This window comes from Rathayibacter rathayi (assembly GCF_004011095.1).
Taxonomy (GTDB): domain Bacteria; phylum Actinomycetota; class Actinomycetes; order Actinomycetales; family Microbacteriaceae; genus Rathayibacter; species Rathayibacter rathayi.
Genome location: NZ_CP028129.1, coordinates 1,456,921 through 1,473,603, shown reverse-complemented (window position 1 = coordinate 1,473,603; position 16,683 = coordinate 1,456,921). Strand labels below are relative to the sequence as shown.

Genomic DNA, 16,683 nt, shown 5'->3' with positions numbered 1-16,683 from the left:
GGGGCGTCGGTCACTCTGCCCAGGCTATCCCCTCGTCGGGGGGTCAAGGCCGCGCGGAAAGGATCCCCTCCGTGCCTGGATAGACTGCACTCATGGAACTCGTTCTCTGGCTCGTCGTGTCCGCCATCGCCGGTGTCGGCCTCGTTTCCGGAGTCGCGGCTCTGATCGCCATGACGAAGGCCCCCTGGTCGGCCGACAAGTAATCCACTCCGCATCGCCTCTGCGCCGGGCCGATCCCGGCGCTACTCGTAGACCCGTACCACGCTCCACTGCGGCTCCGTCGACGCGACCACGTCGAGCACGAACGCTCCGCCGGTCGTGAGGTCCGTCGCCTGGAAGCGCCAGCCGCCGATGCTGACCGGCGGACGCCCGAAGGTCGGCCGGAAGTCCTGAAGCGGCGCCCACCACGCGCTCGTGCACGTCCAGACCGTCGGCCGGTCGGTGACCCGGTAGCTGCTGCCGCGCCATTCGAGCGCGATCGGTAACCCTTCGCCGTCGGTCGAGACCAGTGCCGTCTCGTCGATCACTGCCATCGTCGTGCTCCCGTTCACTCGCCAGGCCAGGCTGGCCAGTCGAACAAGTGTTCGATACTCTGCGAGTGTACGCCGCGGCGACCGTGCTCGCCACGGCTGCGGAGAGACCGCAGACGCGAGACCTGGTTCCGGGCGGTGACCTGGGCGGCTGAGCCCGAGAAGCGCACGCTCGTCGGCTACTCCCGCTCGATGGACACAATCGCGGTGGCGCTCTGGGAGCACCAGCCGCCGACCGCGCAGGAAAAGACTTTTCCGGGCTACCCGCCGTGGGGGAAAGGACAGGGGAAAGGGCAGAGGGGAAAGGGCAGAGGGAAGGGGGGCAGAGAGGGAGAATAGCCCGATGCTCCTCGCACTCGTCGGCGGCCCCACCGGGGCGTGGCAGGCCGTCGACCCTGGCAGCGGCGCAGAGGCGGGGAGCGGTCGCGGTCCCGCCGACTTCGCGGCGTTCGTCCGCGAGCGGGAGGCGGAGCGTCCGCGCTGGGTGTGGGATGACACCGCGCGCTGGTATCCCGCGTTGCTGGGGGCGGGGGTGCTCGTCGCGCGGTGCCACGACCTCCGGCTGGCCCGCGCGATCCTCCGCCGCTCCTCGGCCGTCACCGGTTCGGCCCTCGCGCGGTCGCCCCTGGACGCCTGGGATGCGGGAGCGGCCGCGCCTGCCGCTCTCGATACGCTGATCGGCTTCGAGGAGGCGGCTGGCGGTTCCGATGAGCTCGACCCCGTCCTTGAGCTGGCCCGGCAGGAGGAGGCGCTCGCGGGGGCCGCGGAGGCCGGCCGCCTCCGCCTGTTGCTGGCCGCCGAATCGGTCGGTGCCCTGATCGCGCGCGAGATCGCCGAGGCGGGGCTGCCGTGGCGCGCCGACGTGCACGACCGGGTGCTCACCGAGCTGCTCGGCCCTCGCCCGCTCTTCGGTGGGCGTCCGGCGCGACTGGAGGCGCTGGCGGTCCGCCTGCGCGACGAACTCGCCGCGCCCGAGCTCAATCCCGATTCGCCGACTGAGCTCCTGAAGGCGCTGCGACGTGCAGGGCTGCCCGTCGAGTCGACGCGCTCCTGGGAGTTGCAGGCGATCGAGCACCCCGCGGTCCCGCCGCTCCTGGAGTACAAGAAGCTCTCGCGCCTGCTCACCGCCAACGGCTGGGCCTGGCTCGATGCGTGGGTGCGGGATGGGCGGTTCCGCCCCGAGTACGTGGTCGGTGGCGTGGTCACCGGCCGCTGGGCGACGTCGGGCGGAGGCGCGTTGCAGCTGCCGCGGCAGATCCGCGCGGCGGTGACCGCCGATCCCGGCTGGAACCTCGTGGTAGCCGACGCGGCACAGCTCGAGCCGCGCATCCTCGCCGCACTCTCGGGTGACTCCGCGATGGCTGCCGCGGGGCGGGGCCGCGACCTCTACCAGGGCATCGTCGATGCGGGCGTGATCCCCGATCGGCCCCGGGCTAAGGTCGCGATGCTGGGCGCGATGTACGGAGCGATGAGCGGAGAGGCGGGGCGGCTGCTTCCGCGACTCGCTCGTGCCTACCCGCGCTCGGTCGCCCATGTGGAGGCGGCGGCGCGGGCGGGGGAGCGCGGCGAGAGCGTCTCGACGTGGCTCGGGCGCAGCTCGCCGCCCGGGCCCGAGGGACTGGCGACCGACGCGACACGAGCGCGCGAGTGGGGCCGCTTCACCCGAAACTTCGTGGTCCAGGGCACGGCCGCCGAGTGGGCGCTGTGCTGGATGGGGGAGCTACGGGCGCGATTGCGTGCCGAGGGCGGCGCTGTCGGCCGGGCCCACCTGGTCTACTTCCTGCACGACGAGGTGATCGTGCACGCTCCTGCGGAGGTGTCGGAGCGGGTCGCCACGATCGTCCGCGACGCCGCGGTGCGTGCCGGACGCTCGCTGTTCGGAGCGGGCGAGGTCGACTTCCCGGTCACCGTCGCCGTCGTCGACTCCTACGACCGGGCGAAATGAGGCCCGGTGCCCCGCTCAGTGCCGGTGCCCCGCTCAGTACCAGTGCCCCGCTCAGTACCAGTGCACGCTCAGTACCAGTGCGGAGAACGGTTGTTCCAGCTCGACCAGGCGTTGCAGGGTGAGCCATAGGAACTCTTGATGTAGGACAGGCCCCAGTCGATCTGCGTCGTAGCGTTCGTCTGGTAATCGGCTCCGGAGTTGGCCATCTTGCTCGCAGGCAGTGCCTGCGGGATGCCGTAGGCGCCGGAGGAGCTGTTCAGCGCGTTCCAGCGCCACCCGGACTCGCCGTTCCACAGCGGGATGAGACAGCGATCGACCTGGTCGGCTCCCCAGCCGAAGCGGCCGACGGCCGTGCGGGCGTAGTCCTGAGCTTCGGCGGGAGAGAGGCCACCGGTGCGGCCGGCGTAGCCGCCGAGAGCGCCGATGGTCTTTGCCGAGCTGTTGCGCGCACCGGTCGGGTCGTCGTCGCCGAGTTCGACGGCGCCTCCGCCTCCTCCGCCGGAGGGTGCGGCCGGAGCAGCGCCCGCCGCCGGAGCGGACGCGGCGCGCTGTCGGGCGGCTTCGGCCTCGGCGGCGAGGCGGGAGAGGCGCTGCTGCTCCTCGAAGGCCGACTTTGCGTCCTGGCCGTCGGAGTACTGCTTCTCGACCTCGGCGGTGGTGTTCTTCAGCGAGGCGAGCTGGGTGTAGAGTTCTTGGCTGTACTTCTCCTGCTCGGCGACCTTCGCGTCGGCGTCGGCCTGAGCGGAGCGGGCTGCCGACAGCGCATCGGCGGCGGCCGTGGCCAGCGAGACCCGCTCGCTCCGGGCCTGCTCGGCCTGGGCGGCGAGGGAAACGGCCTGGTTCTCGGTCGACTGCGCCGCGGTCTGGAGGCGGCTGGTCTGCTGTGTGAGCTGCGTCATCGTGCCGAGGCGATAGAGGAGCTGGCTTGACTGCTCACCGCCGATGAGGAGGTTGAGCGTGGTATCGGTGCCGCCGTTGCGGTAGAGCTGCGCAGCGAGACGGCCGGCCTGCTCCTTCGCGGAGTCGGCCTCGGAGCGGGCGGCGGAGGCGCGTTCCTCGAGGGCGCTCACCCGCTGGGTCGCCTCGTCGAGGGCGCTCTGCGCGGCGTCCGCCTCGGCGGCACGGCTGATAGCAGCGTCGGTGAGTGCAGCGGCCTGATCGCGCAGGTCGGCGAGGAAGGCGGTGATGCGGTCGACCTCGGCGGCGGTGGCGCTTTCGCTCGACTTCGCAGCCTCGACATCGGACCACGACGGGTAGTCGGACGGGTTGTACGCGGCAGACGCCGAGAGGGGAGCGGCGAGGGCGGCACAGAGAACGAGGACCGTACCCGCTCCCGTGGCGACGAGGCGCCGACGCGCCCGAGAGGGGACGCGGAGACCGAGGGGGGTACGGGGCATGCGAACAACCTTAGGCGACAGCACCTGTGCTTGTCTCACCCGTGCCTGTCTCCTCCCGACTTACGGCGCGACGCCCGCGGCGCGGACGCTCCTGAGCGTAGCCGCGCACGCCGCGTGCCGGACCCTCGCCGGTGAGCTCGTCCCGGGCGGCCTGGAGCAGTCGGCCCAGCGCCTCCTTTCGCAGATGGACGGCGATCGCGGCGAGGCGTCGCTGCGGGTGCGCGGCGGTGGTGCCGTCCTCCATGCGCTCTGGATTGCTCCCGGACGGGGGCGGCTCGTAGGCGTCGAGCACGGCGGCCAGGTCGGCGCCGGACAGGCTCGACGCCAGCAGCACCCGGTCCAGGACATCGTCCCAGTCCTCCTCGGGGGACGCTCCGTCTCCTCTCAGCCACGCGCTCGCCTCCGTCCGGCCCGCGTCGGTGAGGGCGTGCAGGGGGAGACCGTCGTCGGTGGAGCCGGCCGACGTGACGAGGCCGCGCTCGCGTAGGCGCTCGAGCGTCGAATAGATCTGACCTACGTTGACCCGCCGCCGGTGCGCGGCGCGGTCGAGCAGCTCGGCGTGCAGCTGCAGGCCGTAGGCGGGGCCGAGCGTGAGCAGGGCGAGCAGGCCGTCGCGGACGGACACGGTGCTTCCTCCCCGGCGGTCGTCTGACGGTGTGCGGTGTCCGGCGGCGCGGACGACCCGAGTATAGGCAAGGCGGCGAGCCGCCTTGACGCAGGTGCACGGCTCCTGCATCATCGGGCGTGGTGGCTTGTCCACCGTCTAATCGAAGAAGGCGCACCGCAGGTGTTCCGTGGTCCGGGTCGTTGGGGAAGACGCACCGGGACGAACGGAGAACACCATGGTGGCGCAGCAGACTCGGGGTGTGCTCTTCGTGCACTCCGCCCCCCGCGCGCTCTGCCCCCACCTCGAGTGGGGGACAGGTCGCGCTCTTGGCCGTGCCGTGAACTTTGCCTGGGTCGAGCAACCCGTCCTCCGCGGCGCGCAGCGCGCGGAGTTCATCTGGGAGGGTCCGGTTGGTACGGGAGCGGTCATCGCCTCCGCACTCCGTGGCTGGGCAGATGTGCGCTACGAGGTCACGGAGGAGCCCTCGCCGGGCGTCGACGGCGGCCGCTGGATGCACACGCCCGAACTCGGCATCTTTTCCGCGCAGACCGACAGCGTCGGCAATACCGTCGTCCCGGAGGACCGCATCCGCTCCGCGATGGAGTTCGCCGGCGCGGACCCCATTGAGCTGCACCGAGAGCTCCGCCTCGCCCTCGGCCAGGCCTGGGAGGACGAACTCGAGCCCTTCCGCTACGGCGGCGACTTCGCGCCGGTCGTCTGGATGCACGGGGTCGGCTGAGCGGTCTTCGTTTCGACCGCGCTCCCCACCAGCACGGCGGCGCAGGTCCCTCGCACCATGAGGCGTATCCGGTGAGAGCGGACGCGCTACACCGTCCGGAACGCGGCAACAGCATTGTGCCCCCCGAACCCAAACGAGTTCGAGAGGGCGACCAGCGGTCCGTCGCCGAGGTCGCGGGGGCTGGTAACGACGTCGAGGGGGATCTGAGGATCTTGTTCGATGAGGTTGATGGTGGGCGGCGCAGTGCGCTCGTGGAGGGCGAGCACGGTGAAGATCGCTTCGATGGCGCCGGTGCCGCCGAGGAGGTGGCCGGTGGCCGCCTTGGTCGCCGAGACGGCGATGTTCGGGAGGTGGTCACCGAAGACGCGGAGCAGTGCGCGGTATTCGGCGATGTCGCCGACGGGGGTGCTGGTCGCGTGCGCGTTGACGTGGGCGACGTCGGTGAGCGCCGCTCCGGCCTGGTCGAGGGCGCCGATCATGGCGCGAGCGGCGGCGGAGCCTTCGGGGTCGGGGGCCGTGATGTGGTAGGAGTCGCTGGTGACGGCGCCGCCGGCGAGTTCGGCGTAGATGCGGGCGCCGCGGGCGAGTGCGTGCTCCTCGGTCTCGAGGATGAGCGTTCCGGCGCCCTCGCCGAGGACGAAGCCGTCGCGGGAGACGTCGTAGGGGCGCGAGGCGGCGGCTGGGTCGTCGTTGCGGCGCGAGAGGGCCTGCATCGACGCGAAGGCGGCGAGGGGGAGCGGGTGGACGACCGACTCCGTGCCGCCGGCGATGACGACATCGGCGAGCCCGAGCTGCATGTGCTCGTAGGCGTTCGCCAGGGCTTCGGTGCTGGAGGCGCAGGCCGACACGTCGGTGCGGGCGTAGGCGCGCGAGGGGATGGCCATGCTGATCGCGGCGGCGGCCGCGTTGGGCATGAGCATCGGGATGGTCATCGGCAGCAGCCGGCGGGGGCCGCGCTCGCGGAGGGTGTCCCACGCGTCGAGGAGGGTCCAGAGCCCGCCGATGCCGGTGGCATAGTCGACTCCGACACGCAGCGGGTCGACGTCGGTGATGCCGGAGTCGGCCCAGGCTTCGCGGGCCGAGATGAGGGCGAACTGGCTGGAGGGGTCGAGGCGCTTCGCCTCGGGGCGGGAGAGCACCCCTTCCGGACGCACCCTGGCCTGGGCGGCGAAGGTGACAGGGATGTTGTACTGAGCGACCCAGTCCTGCTCAAGGGAGCGGACACCCGATTCGCCGGCGAGGAGTGCGTTCCAGGACTCCCGGGCGGTCCCGCCGAGGGGAGTGCTGGCACCGATTCCGGTGACGACGATCTTCTTGGTCATAACGAGCTTCTCTGTTCCGTAAGGTGTGTGCCGGGCTCACCCCGGCCGACGTTCGCCGACCGGGGTGTCCGCCACGAGGACGGGGTGCGCGGGCGCTGACTACTCGGACGCCTTGACGATGAAGGTGACCGCGTCGCCGACGGTCTTGAGGTTCTTCACCTCGTCGTCGGGGATCTTCACGTCGAACTTCTCCTCGGCGTTGACGACGATGGTCATCATCGAGATGGAGTCGATGTCGAGGTCGTCGGTGAACGACTTGTCCATTTCGACGGCGTCGGTCGCGATGCCCGTCTCGTCGTTGACAAGCTCGGCGAGGCCGGCGAGGACTTCTGCGGTGGACAGTGCCATAGTTCTCTCCTTGAGGGGTTTTTCGGGTGTTCGTCAGTGACCGTAGGTCAGTTTAGGGGTGGGCTCGCGCAGGTCAGGGGAGCACCACGACCTGTGCGCCGAAGACGAGTCCGGCGCCGAAGCCGATCTGCAGGGCGAGTCCGCCGTGCAGTTCCGGGTGTTCTTCGAGCAGACGGTGGGTGGCGAGAGGGATCGACGCGGCGGAGGTGTTGCCGGTGGTTTCGATGTCTCGGCCGACCGCGACGGTCTCGGGCAGTTTCAGCTGCTTGGCGAGTTCGTCGATGATGCGCATGTTGGCCTGGTGCGGGATGAACGCGGCGAGGTCCTCGGGCCGGACGCCCGCCTCCGCGAGGGCTTGCTTGGCGACTTTGGCCATCTCCCAGACCGCCCAGCGGAAGACCGACGGGCCGTCCTGGCGGAGGGTGGGCCATTCGGCGGTCCCATCGCGGTAGGCGGCGAGCGGGTTGTCCATGCCGACGGTGTCCCACTTGGAGCCGTCGGAGCCCCAGACGGTCTTCGAAATGCCGGCGGTGTCGCTGGGGCCGACGACCGCGGCGCCCGCGCCGTCGCCCAGGAGGAAGGAGATGCTGCGGTCGGTCGCCTTGACCAGCTCGGACAGCTTCTCGGCTCCGACGACGAGGACGTATTCGGCGAGACCGGAGCGGATGAAGGAGTCGGCCTGGGCGATCCCGTAGGTGTAACCGGCGCAGGCTGCGGAGATGTCGTAGGCGGGGGCCGGGTTCGCGCCGATGCGCTCGGCGAGCAGAGCGGCGAGCGACGGGGTCTGCACGGTGTTGCTGATCGTGGAGACGAGGACGACGCCGATCTGTTCCGGGCGGATGCCGGCCTTCTCGATCGCCTCCAGCGAGGCGGTGGTCGCGAGGTCGATGGCAAGAATGTCGGCGGAGGCGCGGCGACGCTCGATGATGCCGGTGCGCTGGCGGATCCACTCGTCGGAGGAGTTGATCGGCTCGATCAGGTCGTCGTTGGGGACGACGAGGTCGCCGCGGGCCGCGCCGATTCCGAGAATGCGGGTGTAGGCGCTACCGCTGGACTGGGTGAGGGAAGGGATCGTCATGGGGTGTCTCCTACTGGGCGGCGTGCTCGTCGAGGAAGGCGCGGGCGGCCTCCACGTCGTCGGGGGTCGTGATGGCGATGCTCGGCACGCCCTTGAGGCCGCGCTTGGCGAGGCCGACTAGCGCGCCGGCGGGGGCCAGCTCGATGATCCCGGTGACGCCCGCCTCGGCGAACGCCGCCATGCAGAGGTCCCAGCGCACGGGGGAGGCGACCTGGCCGACCAGCAGCTCAAGGAACGCTGCGCCGGAGTCGACGACGGAACCGTCGCGGTTCGTCCACAGCCGCAGCGTCGGGTCGGCGGGGGTCAGCCCGGCGGTCACGCCGGCGAGGGAGTCGCGGGCGGGCGCCATATAGCGGGTGTGGAACGCGCCGGCCACCTGCAGCGGAATCACCCGGGTCCCGCGCAGCGGCTCGGCTTTGAGGGCCTCGAGCGCATCGACTGCGCCGGCGACAACGATCTGGCCACCACCGTTGTAGTTGGCGGGCTCGAGGCCGAGTTCGTCGAGTCGGGCGAGGAGCGCCTGCTCGTCGCCACCGAGGACTGCGCTCATCGCGGTCGGCGTTGCGGCGGCGGCAGCGGCCATCGCGCGGGCACGCTCACGGACGAACACGAGTGCGTCGGCCTCCGTCAGGACGCCCGCTCCTGCTGCCGCCGTGATCTCGCCGACCGAGTGCCCGGCGATGCCCGCGATCCGCTCGCGGCGCCCGTCCTGCAGCAGCGCGGCGAGGCTGACGAGACCGGCGGAGACGATCAGCGGCTGCGCGACCGCGGTGTCGCGGATAGTATCCGCGTCCGAGACGGTGCCGTGCGCGGCGAGGTCGATGCCGACCGCCTCCGAGTGCGCGGCGACCTGCTCGGCCACAGCGGGCACTTCGAGCCAGGGTGCGAGGAATCCGGGGGTCTGGGAGCCCTGCCCCGGGGCGACGACGACGATCACGGTGTTTAGTCTTCCGATCTGCGCTCGCGGGTGCGGCGCGTGGAGCCACTGACAAAGCAGAGAGAGCTTGTCGCGGGTCTACAAGGGGTCAGCGGCGGATGGGCGTGCGGCGGGCGGCGCCGTCGGGGTCGCTCATCGAGCCGAGAATGAGGGCGGACTGCAGGATGAGCGCCTCGCGGGCGCCCGTCGCATCCCAGCCGATCACTTCGGCCACGCGCTTGAGCCGATAGCGCACCGTGTTCGGGTGCACGAACAGCTCCCGCGCGGTGGCCTCGAGGGAGCGGCCGTTGTCGAGGTAGGCCCAGAGCGTGGTCAGCAGCTCGGTCGAGTGCGTCTGCAGCGGGCGGTAGATCTGCATGATGAGGCTCTGCCGGGCGAGCGGGTCGCCGGCGAGGGCCCGCTCGGGGAGCAGGTCGTCGGCGTTCACTGGTCGCGGGGCGTTCCGCCATGAGCGGGCGACCGCGAAGCCGGCGAGGGCCGCGCGGGCGCTGCGGGACGCCTCCACCAGGGTCGGCACCTCGTGGCCGAGGACGAGATGACCCGACCCGAACCCGGGCTCGAGTGCCTCCGCGATCTCGAGGAAGGCGACCGGCGGACCGGTCTCCTCCGTGGCGTTCTCGCTCGGCTCGGCCCGGCCGATGACCAGGACGAGCCGGCTGCCCTGCACGCCGATCAGCACGTCGGCGTCCATGTGCCGCGCGGTGCGGCGCAGCTGGTCGACGTCAAGCATTTTGGGTGCGGTGCCCACCAGCACGGCGACCTCGCCGTGGCCGTGCCAGCCGAGGGCGGCGATGCGGCTTGGCAGTTCGTCGTCGGCCTCGCCCGTAAGGATCGAGTCGACGACCAGCGCCTCCAGGCGCGCGTCCCAGAGGCCGCGCGCCTCGGCGGCACGCGCGTAGACGTCCGCGGCGGCGAAGGCGATCTCGCGCGAGTACAGCAGGATCCCCTCGCGCAGGTCTTCGCCGCCGTTCTTGATCCGGTCCTCGACGACCTCGACCGTGACCTTGATCAGCTGCAGCGTCTGCGTCAGCGACACCGACCGCAGCAGTTCCCTCGGGGCTGCGCCGAAGACGTCCGCCGCAATCCACGGTGTGGCCGAGGGGTCGTCGAACCAGGAGATGAATGAGGTGATGCCGGCCTGAGCCACGAGGCCGACGGCGGAGCGTCGGCCGGGGGGCATACTGCCATACCAGGGCAGCGTGTCCTCGAGGCGCTTGATCGTCTGCGTCGAGAGTTCGCCTGCGAGGGTGCGCAGCCAGGCGAGGGTCTGCTCCTTCGTGCGCACCGACTCGGCCGTCAGCTCTCGCCGCCCGCGTTACCCGTGGTGCCGGCGTTCACATCCAGAAGGCGGTACTTGTCGATCGCCTGCACCGCGAGCGAAGGGTCGACCTCGCCGCGCTTGGCGAGCAGTTGCAGCGTGCGCACCACGACCGACGGGCCGTCGATCTGGAAGTAGCGCCGCGCAGCCGCACGGGTGTCCGAGAAGCCGAAGTCGTCCGCTCCGAGCGTCGCGAAGTCGCCCGGGATGAACTGGCGCAGCTGGTCGGGGACCTGGTGCGAGAAGTCGGACACGGCGACGAAGGGGCCCTTGGCGTCGGCCAGCTTCTGCGTCACGTACGGCACCTGCTCGGCGTCCTCGGGGTGGAGGAAGTTGTGCTGCTCGGCCTTGATGCCGTCGCGGCGCAACTCGTTCCACGAGGTGACCGACCAGACGTCCGCGGAGACGCCCCAGTCTTCGGCGAGGAGCTTCTGCGCCTCGATCGCCCACGGCACCGCGACACCGGAGGCGAGGAGCTGGGCCTTGGGCCCGTCCCACTGGCCCCAGGAGATGCGGTGGAGGCCGCGGACGATGCCCTCGACGTCGACGTCCTCCGGTTCCTTCGGCTGCACGATCGGCTCGTTGTAGACCGTGATGTAGTACATGACGTTCGGGTCGGAGTGCTTCCCGCCGTACATGCGCTCGAGTCCGGACTGCACGATGTGCGCGATCTCGTACCCGTAGGCCGGGTCGTAGCTCACGACGGCCGGGTTGGTCGCCGCGAGGATCGGGGAGTGCCCGTCCGCGTGCTGGAGGCCCTCGCCGGTGAGCGTGGTGCGTCCCGCGGTGGCGCCGATCATGAAACCGCGCGACATCATGTCGCCGGCCGCCCAGATCGCGTCGCCCGTGCGCTGGAATCCGAACATCGAGTAAAAGACGTAGATCGGGATGAGCGGCTCGCCCTGCGTCGAGTACGAGGTGCCGATCGCGGTGAACGCGGCGAGCGCGCCCGCCTCGTTGATGCCGACGTGGAGGATCTGGCCCTGCGGGCTCTCCTTGTAGGCCAGCAGCAGCTCGCGGTCGACCGACGTGTAGTGCTGACCTCGCGGGTTGTAGATCTTCGCGTTCGGGAAGAACGCGTCCATACCGAAGGTGCGCGCCTCGTCCGGGATGATCGGGACGACGCGGTTGCCGAAGTCCCTCGAGCGCAGGATGTCCTTGAGGATGCGGACGAACGCCATCGTGGTGGCGATCTCCTGCGTTCCGGAGCCCTTTTTGCCGACCGCGTATGCCGAATCCTCGGGGAGGTTCAGCTGCGTGTACTTCGAGCGGCGCTCGGGGAGGTAGCCGCCGAGCGCGCGACGGCGCTCGTGCAGGTACTCGATCGCCTCGTCGTTCTGACCGGGGTGGTAGTACGGCGGGAGGTAGGGGTTCTCCTCGAGCTGCGCATCCGTGATCGGGATGCGCATGGTGTCGCGGAACGACTTGAGGTTGTCCAGCGTCATCTTCTTCATCTGGTGGGTCGCGTTGCGGCCCTCGAAGCTGCGACCGAGACCGTAGCCCTTGATGGTGTGGGCGAGGATGACGGTGGGCTGGCCCTTGTGCTCCGTCGCGGCCTTCATCGCCGCGTAGATCTTGCGGTAGTCGTGCCCGCCGCGGCGCAGGCCCCAGATCTGCTCGTCGGAGTAGCCCTCGACGAGCTTCTTCGCGCGCGGGTCGCGGCCGAAGAAGTTCTCGCGGACGTAAGCGCCGTCCTCTGTTTTGTAGGTCTGGAAGTCGCCGTCGGGCGTCGTGTTCATCAGGTCAAGGAGCGCGCCCTCGGTGTCGCGGGCGAGCAGGTCGTCCCACTCGCGGCCCCAGATGAGCTTGATGACGTTCCAGCCCGCGCCACGGAAGTACGACTCGAGTTCCTGCACGATCTTGCCGTTGCCGCGGACGGGTCCGTCGAGGCGCTGGAGGTTGCAGTTGACGATGAAGTTGAGGTTGTCGAGACCGTCATTCGCGGCGACCTGGAGCTGACCGCGCGACTCGACCTCGTCCATCTCGCCGTCGCCAAGGAAAGCCCAGACCTGCTGATCGGAGGCATCCTTGATGCCGCGGTTGGTGAGGTACTTGTTCGCCTGCGCCTGGTAGATCGCGTTGATCGGTCCCAGGCCCATCGACACGGTCGGGAACTGCCAGAACTCCGGCATGAGGCGCGGGTGCGGGTAGCTGGAGAGTCCGCCGCCCTGGTGCGACTTCTCCTGGCGGAATCCGTCGAGCTGGTGCTCGCTGAGGCGTCCCTCGAGGAAGGCGCGCGCGTACGGGCCGGGGGAGGCGTGGCCCTGAATGAAGATCTGGTCGCCACCGCCCGGGTGATCCTGGCCGCGAAAGAAGTGGTTGAAGCCGACCTCGTACAGCGAGGCGCTCGACGCGTAGGTCGAGATGTGCCCGCCGACCCCGATACCGGGACGCTGCGCACGGTGCACGAGGATGGCCGCGTTCCAGCGGATCCACGCGCGGTAGCGGCGCTCGACGTCCTCGTCTCCCGGGAAGTCGGGCTCGTTCTCGGGCGCGATGGTGTTGATGTAGTCCGTCGTGGGCACCATCGGCACGCCGAGGTGGAGCTCTTTGGAGCGCTTGAGGAGGCTGAGCATGACGTCGCGCCCGCGACCCCGGCCCCGCTCCTCGACGAGCGCATCGAGCGACTCGTTCCACTCCGACGTTTCCTCGGGGTCCGAGTCCACATGACCGACGGAATACGGGTCCTGATCGTTAACAGTCACCCTCGACCTCTCTCTGGGGGCAGATCGTGCCCGAGACATCACTCTCATGAAGCGGTGCGGATCCGCAGATCTGCGGCTCGGATGACGAGCCGAGCGCGGGCACCTCCGTCAGCCTAGCCCGGATACTGGCAGTTCCTTGGAGTCTGCGCGCAGCAGGTCTAGCATTGCCCCTCGTGCTCGCGCGACTTTCGTGCGCACGGAAGGACATCGGACCGATGGCTCTCGAGAAGCTGACCCTGGCTCCCGACTTCGAACTCGCGAACCAGTACGGCGAGCGCATCCAGCTGGGCGACTTCCACGGGCGGCGCAACGTCGCCCTGGTGTTCTTCCCCCTCGCCTTCTCCGGAACCTGCACCGGCGAGTTCTGCGCACTGCGGGAGAACCTGGCGCTCTTCGAGCACGCCGACGTCGAACTGATCGGCGTGTCCGTCGACTCGAAGCACACGCTGCGCGCGTGGGGCGAGCAGCAGGGGTACGGCTTCACCCTCCTCTCCGACTTCTGGCCGCACGGCGACGTCGCCAAGCAGTACGGCGTCTTCCTGGAGGCGAGGGGCTACGCGACTCGCGCGACCTTCCTGATCGACAAGGCTGGCGTCATCCGCGACACCTTCATGACCGCGCCCGGCGAAGCCCGCTCAATTGAGGCCTACCGCGCGGCGATCGACGCGCTCGCTCCGGCGCACGTCTGAGTCTCGCTGCGGTCGCTCTGAGCCCCGCTGCGGTGGGCTCAGGATGCCGACTGCCGTAGGATCGAGGCGATCGTCCGCGGGTAAGCCCGCGACGGGGGCCTTTAGCTCAGTTGGTAGAGCGCCACGTTTACACCGTGGATGTCATCGGTTCGAGCCCGGTAGGGCCCACGGGAACGGTCCGCGTCAGCGCGACTGGCGGCGCTTGTAAGGCTTCGGCTGGCCCTTGATGATCGGGGCGCGGCCGGTGCCCTTGGAGGCCTTGGCCTTGCCGCCGGACTTCGGGGCCGCTTCCGGCTCGTCGCCGAGCGCCGCGAGTTCCTCGCGCGCGGAAGCGAGGCGCTGGCGGCCCGCGGCGGTGAGCGTCGTCGCGGCGGCCCCGGGCTCGAAGAGTGGCTTGCCGAGGTCGAGTTCGACGGCGGCGACGGAGGAGTCGAGCTTCTGCCGCGAGATCCCGAGGCGCTCGGCGGCGCGCACGAAGTGCAGCTCCTCGGCGACCGCCACGAAGTGACGCAGCTGGCTGATCTTCATCCCGAACCCTTCGCGGCCGCTCTGTGCGGCACGACCACGGTACGCGGTCTGGGCGGAGGGAGAGACCGCGCCCTCCCTCCGCCCTCGTCAGAACCAGAGGTCGATGGTGAAGTCGAACTCGTCTCCGGCCTGCTGCTGCAGCTCCTTAAGGAGGCGGAAACCCTCGACCTGGAACCAGCGGCGCTTCTGCTCCGAGCCGAAGAGGCTGGTGTCGAGGTCGGCGTTCTCCCGGAAGAATGTCGCCCAGTCGCGCAGGCGCTTCTTGAGCTCCGGGGTGATCTTCGAATCCCAGTCGACGATCGGCCCCGGCCCGATGTAGTCGTTCAGGGGCCACTTCTGCCCCCAGTCGACGGACAGCCGCAGCGTCCGCTTGGCGGGCTTCTCCGGCTCAGTCATGGAAACCCGCGCAGTCCGGGACGGTGGTCGGGTAGGACGTGATCACCTTGTGGTTGTTGGCGGAGACGATGATCGTCGGGTTGTAGACACCGGCGAGGCTCCCGTCGCTTCGGTGGAGCTCCACCGAGGTGGAGTAGCAGAGCTTCTCATCGCCTTCCGACTCGGGATCGTCGGCAGAGATGGCACGGTCGGTCATGAACATCATCAGATCGTCCCAGTTTCCCCCGCCTCCGACCCCGTCGATCAATGCCTGCCAATCGGTCTGGTGGCGGTCTCGTATGTGGTTGTAGCCGCTGACCCAGAAATCGTCGTCGTCCTTGTCGCCGCAGAACATGTCGATGTGGCCTGCGCTGACATCCCAGGACTCGGATCGGAGGGGACGGGGTCGGCGTTCGATGCAGGCGCTACTGCAAGCGAGCCGATCAGCACAGCGGCCGACGCGAGTGCGCGGACGGCGGTGGCGGAGGAGACGACCATTCGGGTTCCTTTCTGGAAGGTCGGGGCAGGTGCCCGACCGAGCGTGGCGCATCGGCGGTTGCCGGCCCAAGGCAGCGCGCTCGACGTCCTCTGAGAGAGCCGTCAGGAGTTTCGCGCCAAGAGGGGGTGCGCCCGTTGCCGGGCAGGGTCGACCGGCCTACCCTCACGCCCGTGGGCGGTCCCGAAGCCGTCTGCGGAGAGAGGCCGACGTGGGCGTGCTCATGTACAGCTCCATCGCGTCGCTAGACGGCTACGTGAACGACGCCGACGGCGGGTTCTCGTGGGCGGAGCCACGGCCCGCGGTGCACCGCTTCATCACGGAGCGGGAGGCGCGAGTGGGCACCTATCTCTACGGGCGTCGCATGTACGAGACGATGCGCGCGTGGGAGCAGACGTGGGAACTCGCCGACGAGTTCGCGTTCATCCGCGACTTCCAAGAGATGTGGCGCGCGGCGGACAAGGTGGTCTACTCGACCACATTGGAATCGACCGACACGCGGCGCACCCGCCTTCACGCCGAGTTTGATCCGGTGGTGGTCGCGGCGGCGGTCCGGGCCGCCGAGCACGACGTCTCGATCGGCGGTCCGAATCTCGCCCGCCACGCGCTGCTCGCCGGGATCGTCGACGAGGTGCAGCTGTACACCGTGCCGGTCGCGGTAGGCGGTGGCACGCACTTCCTCCCACCCGGGTTCCACGCCCGGCTCGATCTGCGCGAGGAGCACCGCTTCACGGACGGGACCGTCTTCACGCGCTACAGCGTGCGGTGCTGACCCCGCCCGGCTCCTCGGCGCCGACCAGCGCGGCGATACGCGCGGCGACGCGGGCGCCCTGGGCGCGTCCGGCCCGGGCTGAAGCGGCGCGGACGGCCGGGTCGAGCGAGTTCGGTCCGAAGGCGCGCACCGACTCCTCGTCGGCGTAGAGCACCTCGACGCGCGACTCGGCGAGGGCGTCGAGTTCGCCGGTGGGGATCAGGCCGGCGCCGGGTGTGCCGACTCCCGGGAGCGGGGTGATGACCAGGACCCAGTCGGCACCCGCGGCGAGGTCGGCGTTGCTGCCGGAGCGTACGCCGCCGTCCATGTAGCGCACGCCGTCGATGCTGACCGGTGGCCAGACTCCGGGAACGGCGCAGCTCGCCGAGATCGCGTCGACGAGGGCCACCCCGTTCTCGCGGTCGAACACGCGCAGCTCGCCCGTGGCCGTGTCGACGGCCGTGATGAGGAGGCGCTGTTCGGGCCAGTCGGCATCGCCCATCCGTGCGGAGATGACGGCGCGGCGGGTGTCTTCGGGGAGGGTCTCGGCCTCGACCGCGAGGGTGCCGATGCGGCGGCGCGCGTCCTGGGGCGAGCTGGCGCCCTCGACGACGGCGGCGAAGAGGGCCTTCAGACGTTCGCCGTCGATGTCGGCGCCGATTTCGGCCGACTCCTCCTGGAGCTGCGCCTCGTACGACTCCTCGAGTCCGGTGCCAGTGCTCAGCTGCGCGGCGACGGCCGAGCCGGCGGAGGTGCCGATGAAGGTGGTCGACGCATCGAGCAGAAGGCGTGTCGCCTCGGGAGAGGCGTCGGCGAGTCCGCGGAGGACGCCGAGCTCCCACGCGATTCCGGCGAGGCCGCCGCCGGCGAGGACGAGTGCACCAGGCATGGAGGAGGTCCTTTCGTTCAGGGTCAGGC

Annotated in this window: 17 protein-coding genes and 1 tRNA gene; 5 read left to right on the top strand and 13 right to left on the bottom strand. The window is 70.1% G+C overall.

Annotated elements, in window-relative coordinates; genetic code table 11:
- Nucleotides 1-242 precede the first annotated feature (242 nt).
- Nucleotides 243-533 carry a hypothetical protein gene (locus C1O28_RS07210; RefSeq protein WP_104261961.1) on the bottom strand — a complete coding sequence of 97 codons (291 nt, stop codon included), beginning with the start codon at nucleotides 531-533 and terminating at the stop codon, nucleotides 243-245.
- A gap of 340 nt (nucleotides 534-873) precedes the next feature.
- Between C1O28_RS07210 and C1O28_RS07205 the strand changes: the two genes are divergently transcribed.
- Nucleotides 874-2,475 (top strand): bifunctional 3'-5' exonuclease/DNA polymerase, encoded by a 1,602-nt coding sequence (locus C1O28_RS07205; RefSeq protein WP_097165752.1) that lies wholly within the window; start codon nucleotides 874-876, stop codon nucleotides 2,473-2,475.
- A gap of 68 nt (nucleotides 2,476-2,543) precedes the next feature.
- Here C1O28_RS07205 and C1O28_RS07200 read toward each other — a convergent pair whose 3' ends face one another.
- Nucleotides 2,544-3,872: a coiled-coil domain-containing protein gene (locus C1O28_RS07200; RefSeq protein ID WP_097165753.1), complete on the bottom strand. Its 1,329-nt coding sequence runs from the start codon at nucleotides 3,870-3,872 to the stop codon at nucleotides 2,544-2,546.
- 10 nt (nucleotides 3,873-3,882) lie between these two features.
- Entirely contained in the window at nucleotides 3,883-4,497 is a 615-nt protein-coding gene (locus tag C1O28_RS07195) for a PadR family transcriptional regulator (RefSeq protein ID WP_160487507.1), read from the bottom strand.
- Between the two features lie 217 nt (nucleotides 4,498-4,714).
- Here C1O28_RS07195 and C1O28_RS07190 point away from each other — a divergent pair, with 217 nt between their 5' ends.
- Nucleotides 4,715-5,218, top strand: coding sequence for a DUF3145 domain-containing protein (locus C1O28_RS07190; RefSeq protein WP_097165755.1), 504 nt, complete (start codon nucleotides 4,715-4,717; stop codon nucleotides 5,216-5,218).
- A gap of 86 nt (nucleotides 5,219-5,304) precedes the next feature.
- On the opposite strand, the gene C1O28_RS07185 is transcribed toward C1O28_RS07190, so the two are convergent.
- The 6 genes from C1O28_RS07185 to aceE all read right to left on the bottom strand — a co-directional run bounded on the left by C1O28_RS07185 (nucleotide 5,305) and on the right by aceE (nucleotide 12,926).
- A complete protein-coding gene (locus C1O28_RS07185) occupies nucleotides 5,305-6,540 on the bottom strand; it encodes a beta-ketoacyl-[acyl-carrier-protein] synthase family protein (protein ID WP_097165756.1) in 1,236 nt (411 codons plus the stop codon).
- Nucleotides 6,541-6,639: 99 nt separating this feature from the next.
- Complete coding sequence (locus C1O28_RS07180) at nucleotides 6,640-6,888, bottom strand: acyl carrier protein (protein ID WP_097165757.1); 249 nt, start codon at nucleotides 6,886-6,888, stop codon at nucleotides 6,640-6,642.
- Between the two features lie 73 nt (nucleotides 6,889-6,961).
- Nucleotides 6,962-7,966: a beta-ketoacyl-ACP synthase III gene (locus C1O28_RS07175; RefSeq protein WP_097165758.1), complete on the bottom strand. Its 1,005-nt coding sequence runs from the start codon at nucleotides 7,964-7,966 to the stop codon at nucleotides 6,962-6,964.
- A gap of 10 nt (nucleotides 7,967-7,976) precedes the next feature.
- Nucleotides 7,977-8,903 carry an ACP S-malonyltransferase gene (locus C1O28_RS07170; RefSeq protein ID WP_097165759.1) on the bottom strand — a complete coding sequence of 309 codons (927 nt, stop codon included), beginning with the start codon at nucleotides 8,901-8,903 and terminating at the stop codon, nucleotides 7,977-7,979.
- Nucleotides 8,904-8,991: 88 nt separating this feature from the next.
- The gene (locus tag C1O28_RS07165) at nucleotides 8,992-10,188 is read right to left on the bottom strand and encodes a PucR family transcriptional regulator (RefSeq protein WP_243392020.1); all 1,197 of its coding nucleotides are present in this window, start codon (nucleotides 10,186-10,188) and stop codon (nucleotides 8,992-8,994) included.
- Nucleotides 10,189-10,199: 11 nt separating this feature from the next.
- Nucleotides 10,200-12,926: a pyruvate dehydrogenase (acetyl-transferring), homodimeric type gene (gene aceE / locus C1O28_RS07160; RefSeq protein ID WP_097165761.1), complete on the bottom strand. Its 2,727-nt coding sequence runs from the start codon at nucleotides 12,924-12,926 to the stop codon at nucleotides 10,200-10,202.
- 215 nt (nucleotides 12,927-13,141) lie between these two features.
- Here aceE and C1O28_RS07155 point away from each other — a divergent pair, with 215 nt between their 5' ends.
- Nucleotides 13,142-13,615: a peroxiredoxin gene (locus C1O28_RS07155; RefSeq protein WP_097165762.1), complete on the top strand. Its 474-nt coding sequence runs from the start codon at nucleotides 13,142-13,144 to the stop codon at nucleotides 13,613-13,615.
- Nucleotides 13,616-13,710: 95 nt separating this feature from the next.
- Nucleotides 13,711-13,783: transfer RNA gene (locus tag C1O28_RS07150), tRNA-Val, on the top strand.
- Between the two features lie 15 nt (nucleotides 13,784-13,798).
- On the opposite strand, the gene C1O28_RS07145 is transcribed toward C1O28_RS07150, so the two are convergent.
- The 3 genes from C1O28_RS07145 to C1O28_RS07135 form a co-directional block, all read right to left on the bottom strand.
- Complete coding sequence (locus tag C1O28_RS07145) at nucleotides 13,799-14,143, bottom strand: helix-turn-helix domain-containing protein (protein WP_097165763.1); 345 nt, start codon at nucleotides 14,141-14,143, stop codon at nucleotides 13,799-13,801.
- Nucleotides 14,144-14,230: 87 nt separating this feature from the next.
- Nucleotides 14,231-14,539 (bottom strand): hypothetical protein, encoded by a 309-nt coding sequence (locus C1O28_RS07140; protein ID WP_097165764.1) that lies wholly within the window; start codon nucleotides 14,537-14,539, stop codon nucleotides 14,231-14,233.
- Nucleotides 14,532-14,873, bottom strand: a complete 342-nt coding sequence (locus tag C1O28_RS07135; RefSeq protein WP_097165765.1) for a hypothetical protein — start codon at nucleotides 14,871-14,873, stop codon at nucleotides 14,532-14,534. The genes C1O28_RS07140 and C1O28_RS07135 overlap by 8 nt, the downstream gene beginning before the upstream one ends.
- A gap of 364 nt (nucleotides 14,874-15,237) precedes the next feature.
- Here C1O28_RS07135 and C1O28_RS07130 point away from each other — a divergent pair, with 364 nt between their 5' ends.
- A complete protein-coding gene (locus C1O28_RS07130) occupies nucleotides 15,238-15,786 on the top strand; it encodes a dihydrofolate reductase family protein (protein ID WP_202129395.1) in 549 nt (182 codons plus the stop codon).
- Here the strand turns inward: C1O28_RS07130 and C1O28_RS07125 are convergent.
- On the bottom strand, nucleotides 15,761-16,654 hold the full coding sequence (locus C1O28_RS07125) for a patatin-like phospholipase family protein (RefSeq protein ID WP_097165767.1): 894 nt from the start codon (nucleotides 16,652-16,654) through the stop codon (nucleotides 15,761-15,763). The two genes, C1O28_RS07130 and C1O28_RS07125, sit on opposite strands and share 26 nt — an antisense overlap.
- Nucleotides 16,655-16,683: the final 29 nt, after the last annotated feature.

Excerpts from the sequence above, each read along its gene's own strand:
- C1O28_RS07190 (WP_097165755.1), top strand. The coding sequence starts at position 4,715 with ATGGTGGCGCAGCAGACTCGGGGTGTGCTCTTCGTGCACTCCGCCCCC.
- C1O28_RS07210 (WP_104261961.1), bottom strand. The coding sequence starts at position 533 with ATGGCAGTGATCGACGAGACGGCACTGGTCTCGACCGACGGCGAAGGG.
- C1O28_RS07135 (WP_097165765.1), bottom strand. The coding sequence starts at position 14,873 with ATGTTCTGCGGCGACAAGGACGACGACGATTTCTGGGTCAGCGGCTAC.
- C1O28_RS07145 (WP_097165763.1), bottom strand. The coding sequence starts at position 14,143 with ATGAAGATCAGCCAGCTGCGTCACTTCGTGGCGGTCGCCGAGGAGCTG.
- C1O28_RS07125 (WP_097165767.1), bottom strand. The coding sequence starts at position 16,654 with ATGCCTGGTGCACTCGTCCTCGCCGGCGGCGGCCTCGCCGGAATCGCG.
- C1O28_RS07130 (WP_202129395.1), top strand. The coding sequence starts at position 15,238 with ATGTACAGCTCCATCGCGTCGCTAGACGGCTACGTGAACGACGCCGAC.
- C1O28_RS07185 (WP_097165756.1), bottom strand. The coding sequence starts at position 6,540 with ATGACCAAGAAGATCGTCGTCACCGGAATCGGTGCCAGCACTCCCCTC.
- C1O28_RS07200 (WP_097165753.1), bottom strand. The coding sequence starts at position 3,872 with ATGCCCCGTACCCCCCTCGGTCTCCGCGTCCCCTCTCGGGCGCGTCGG.
- C1O28_RS07140 (WP_097165764.1), bottom strand. The coding sequence starts at position 14,539 with ATGACTGAGCCGGAGAAGCCCGCCAAGCGGACGCTGCGGCTGTCCGTC.
- C1O28_RS07205 (WP_097165752.1), top strand. The coding sequence starts at position 874 with ATGCTCCTCGCACTCGTCGGCGGCCCCACCGGGGCGTGGCAGGCCGTC.
- C1O28_RS07180 (WP_097165757.1), bottom strand. The coding sequence starts at position 6,888 with ATGGCACTGTCCACCGCAGAAGTCCTCGCCGGCCTCGCCGAGCTTGTC.
- C1O28_RS07155 (WP_097165762.1), top strand. The coding sequence starts at position 13,142 with ATGGCTCTCGAGAAGCTGACCCTGGCTCCCGACTTCGAACTCGCGAAC.
- C1O28_RS07175 (WP_097165758.1), bottom strand. The coding sequence starts at position 7,966 with ATGACGATCCCTTCCCTCACCCAGTCCAGCGGTAGCGCCTACACCCGC.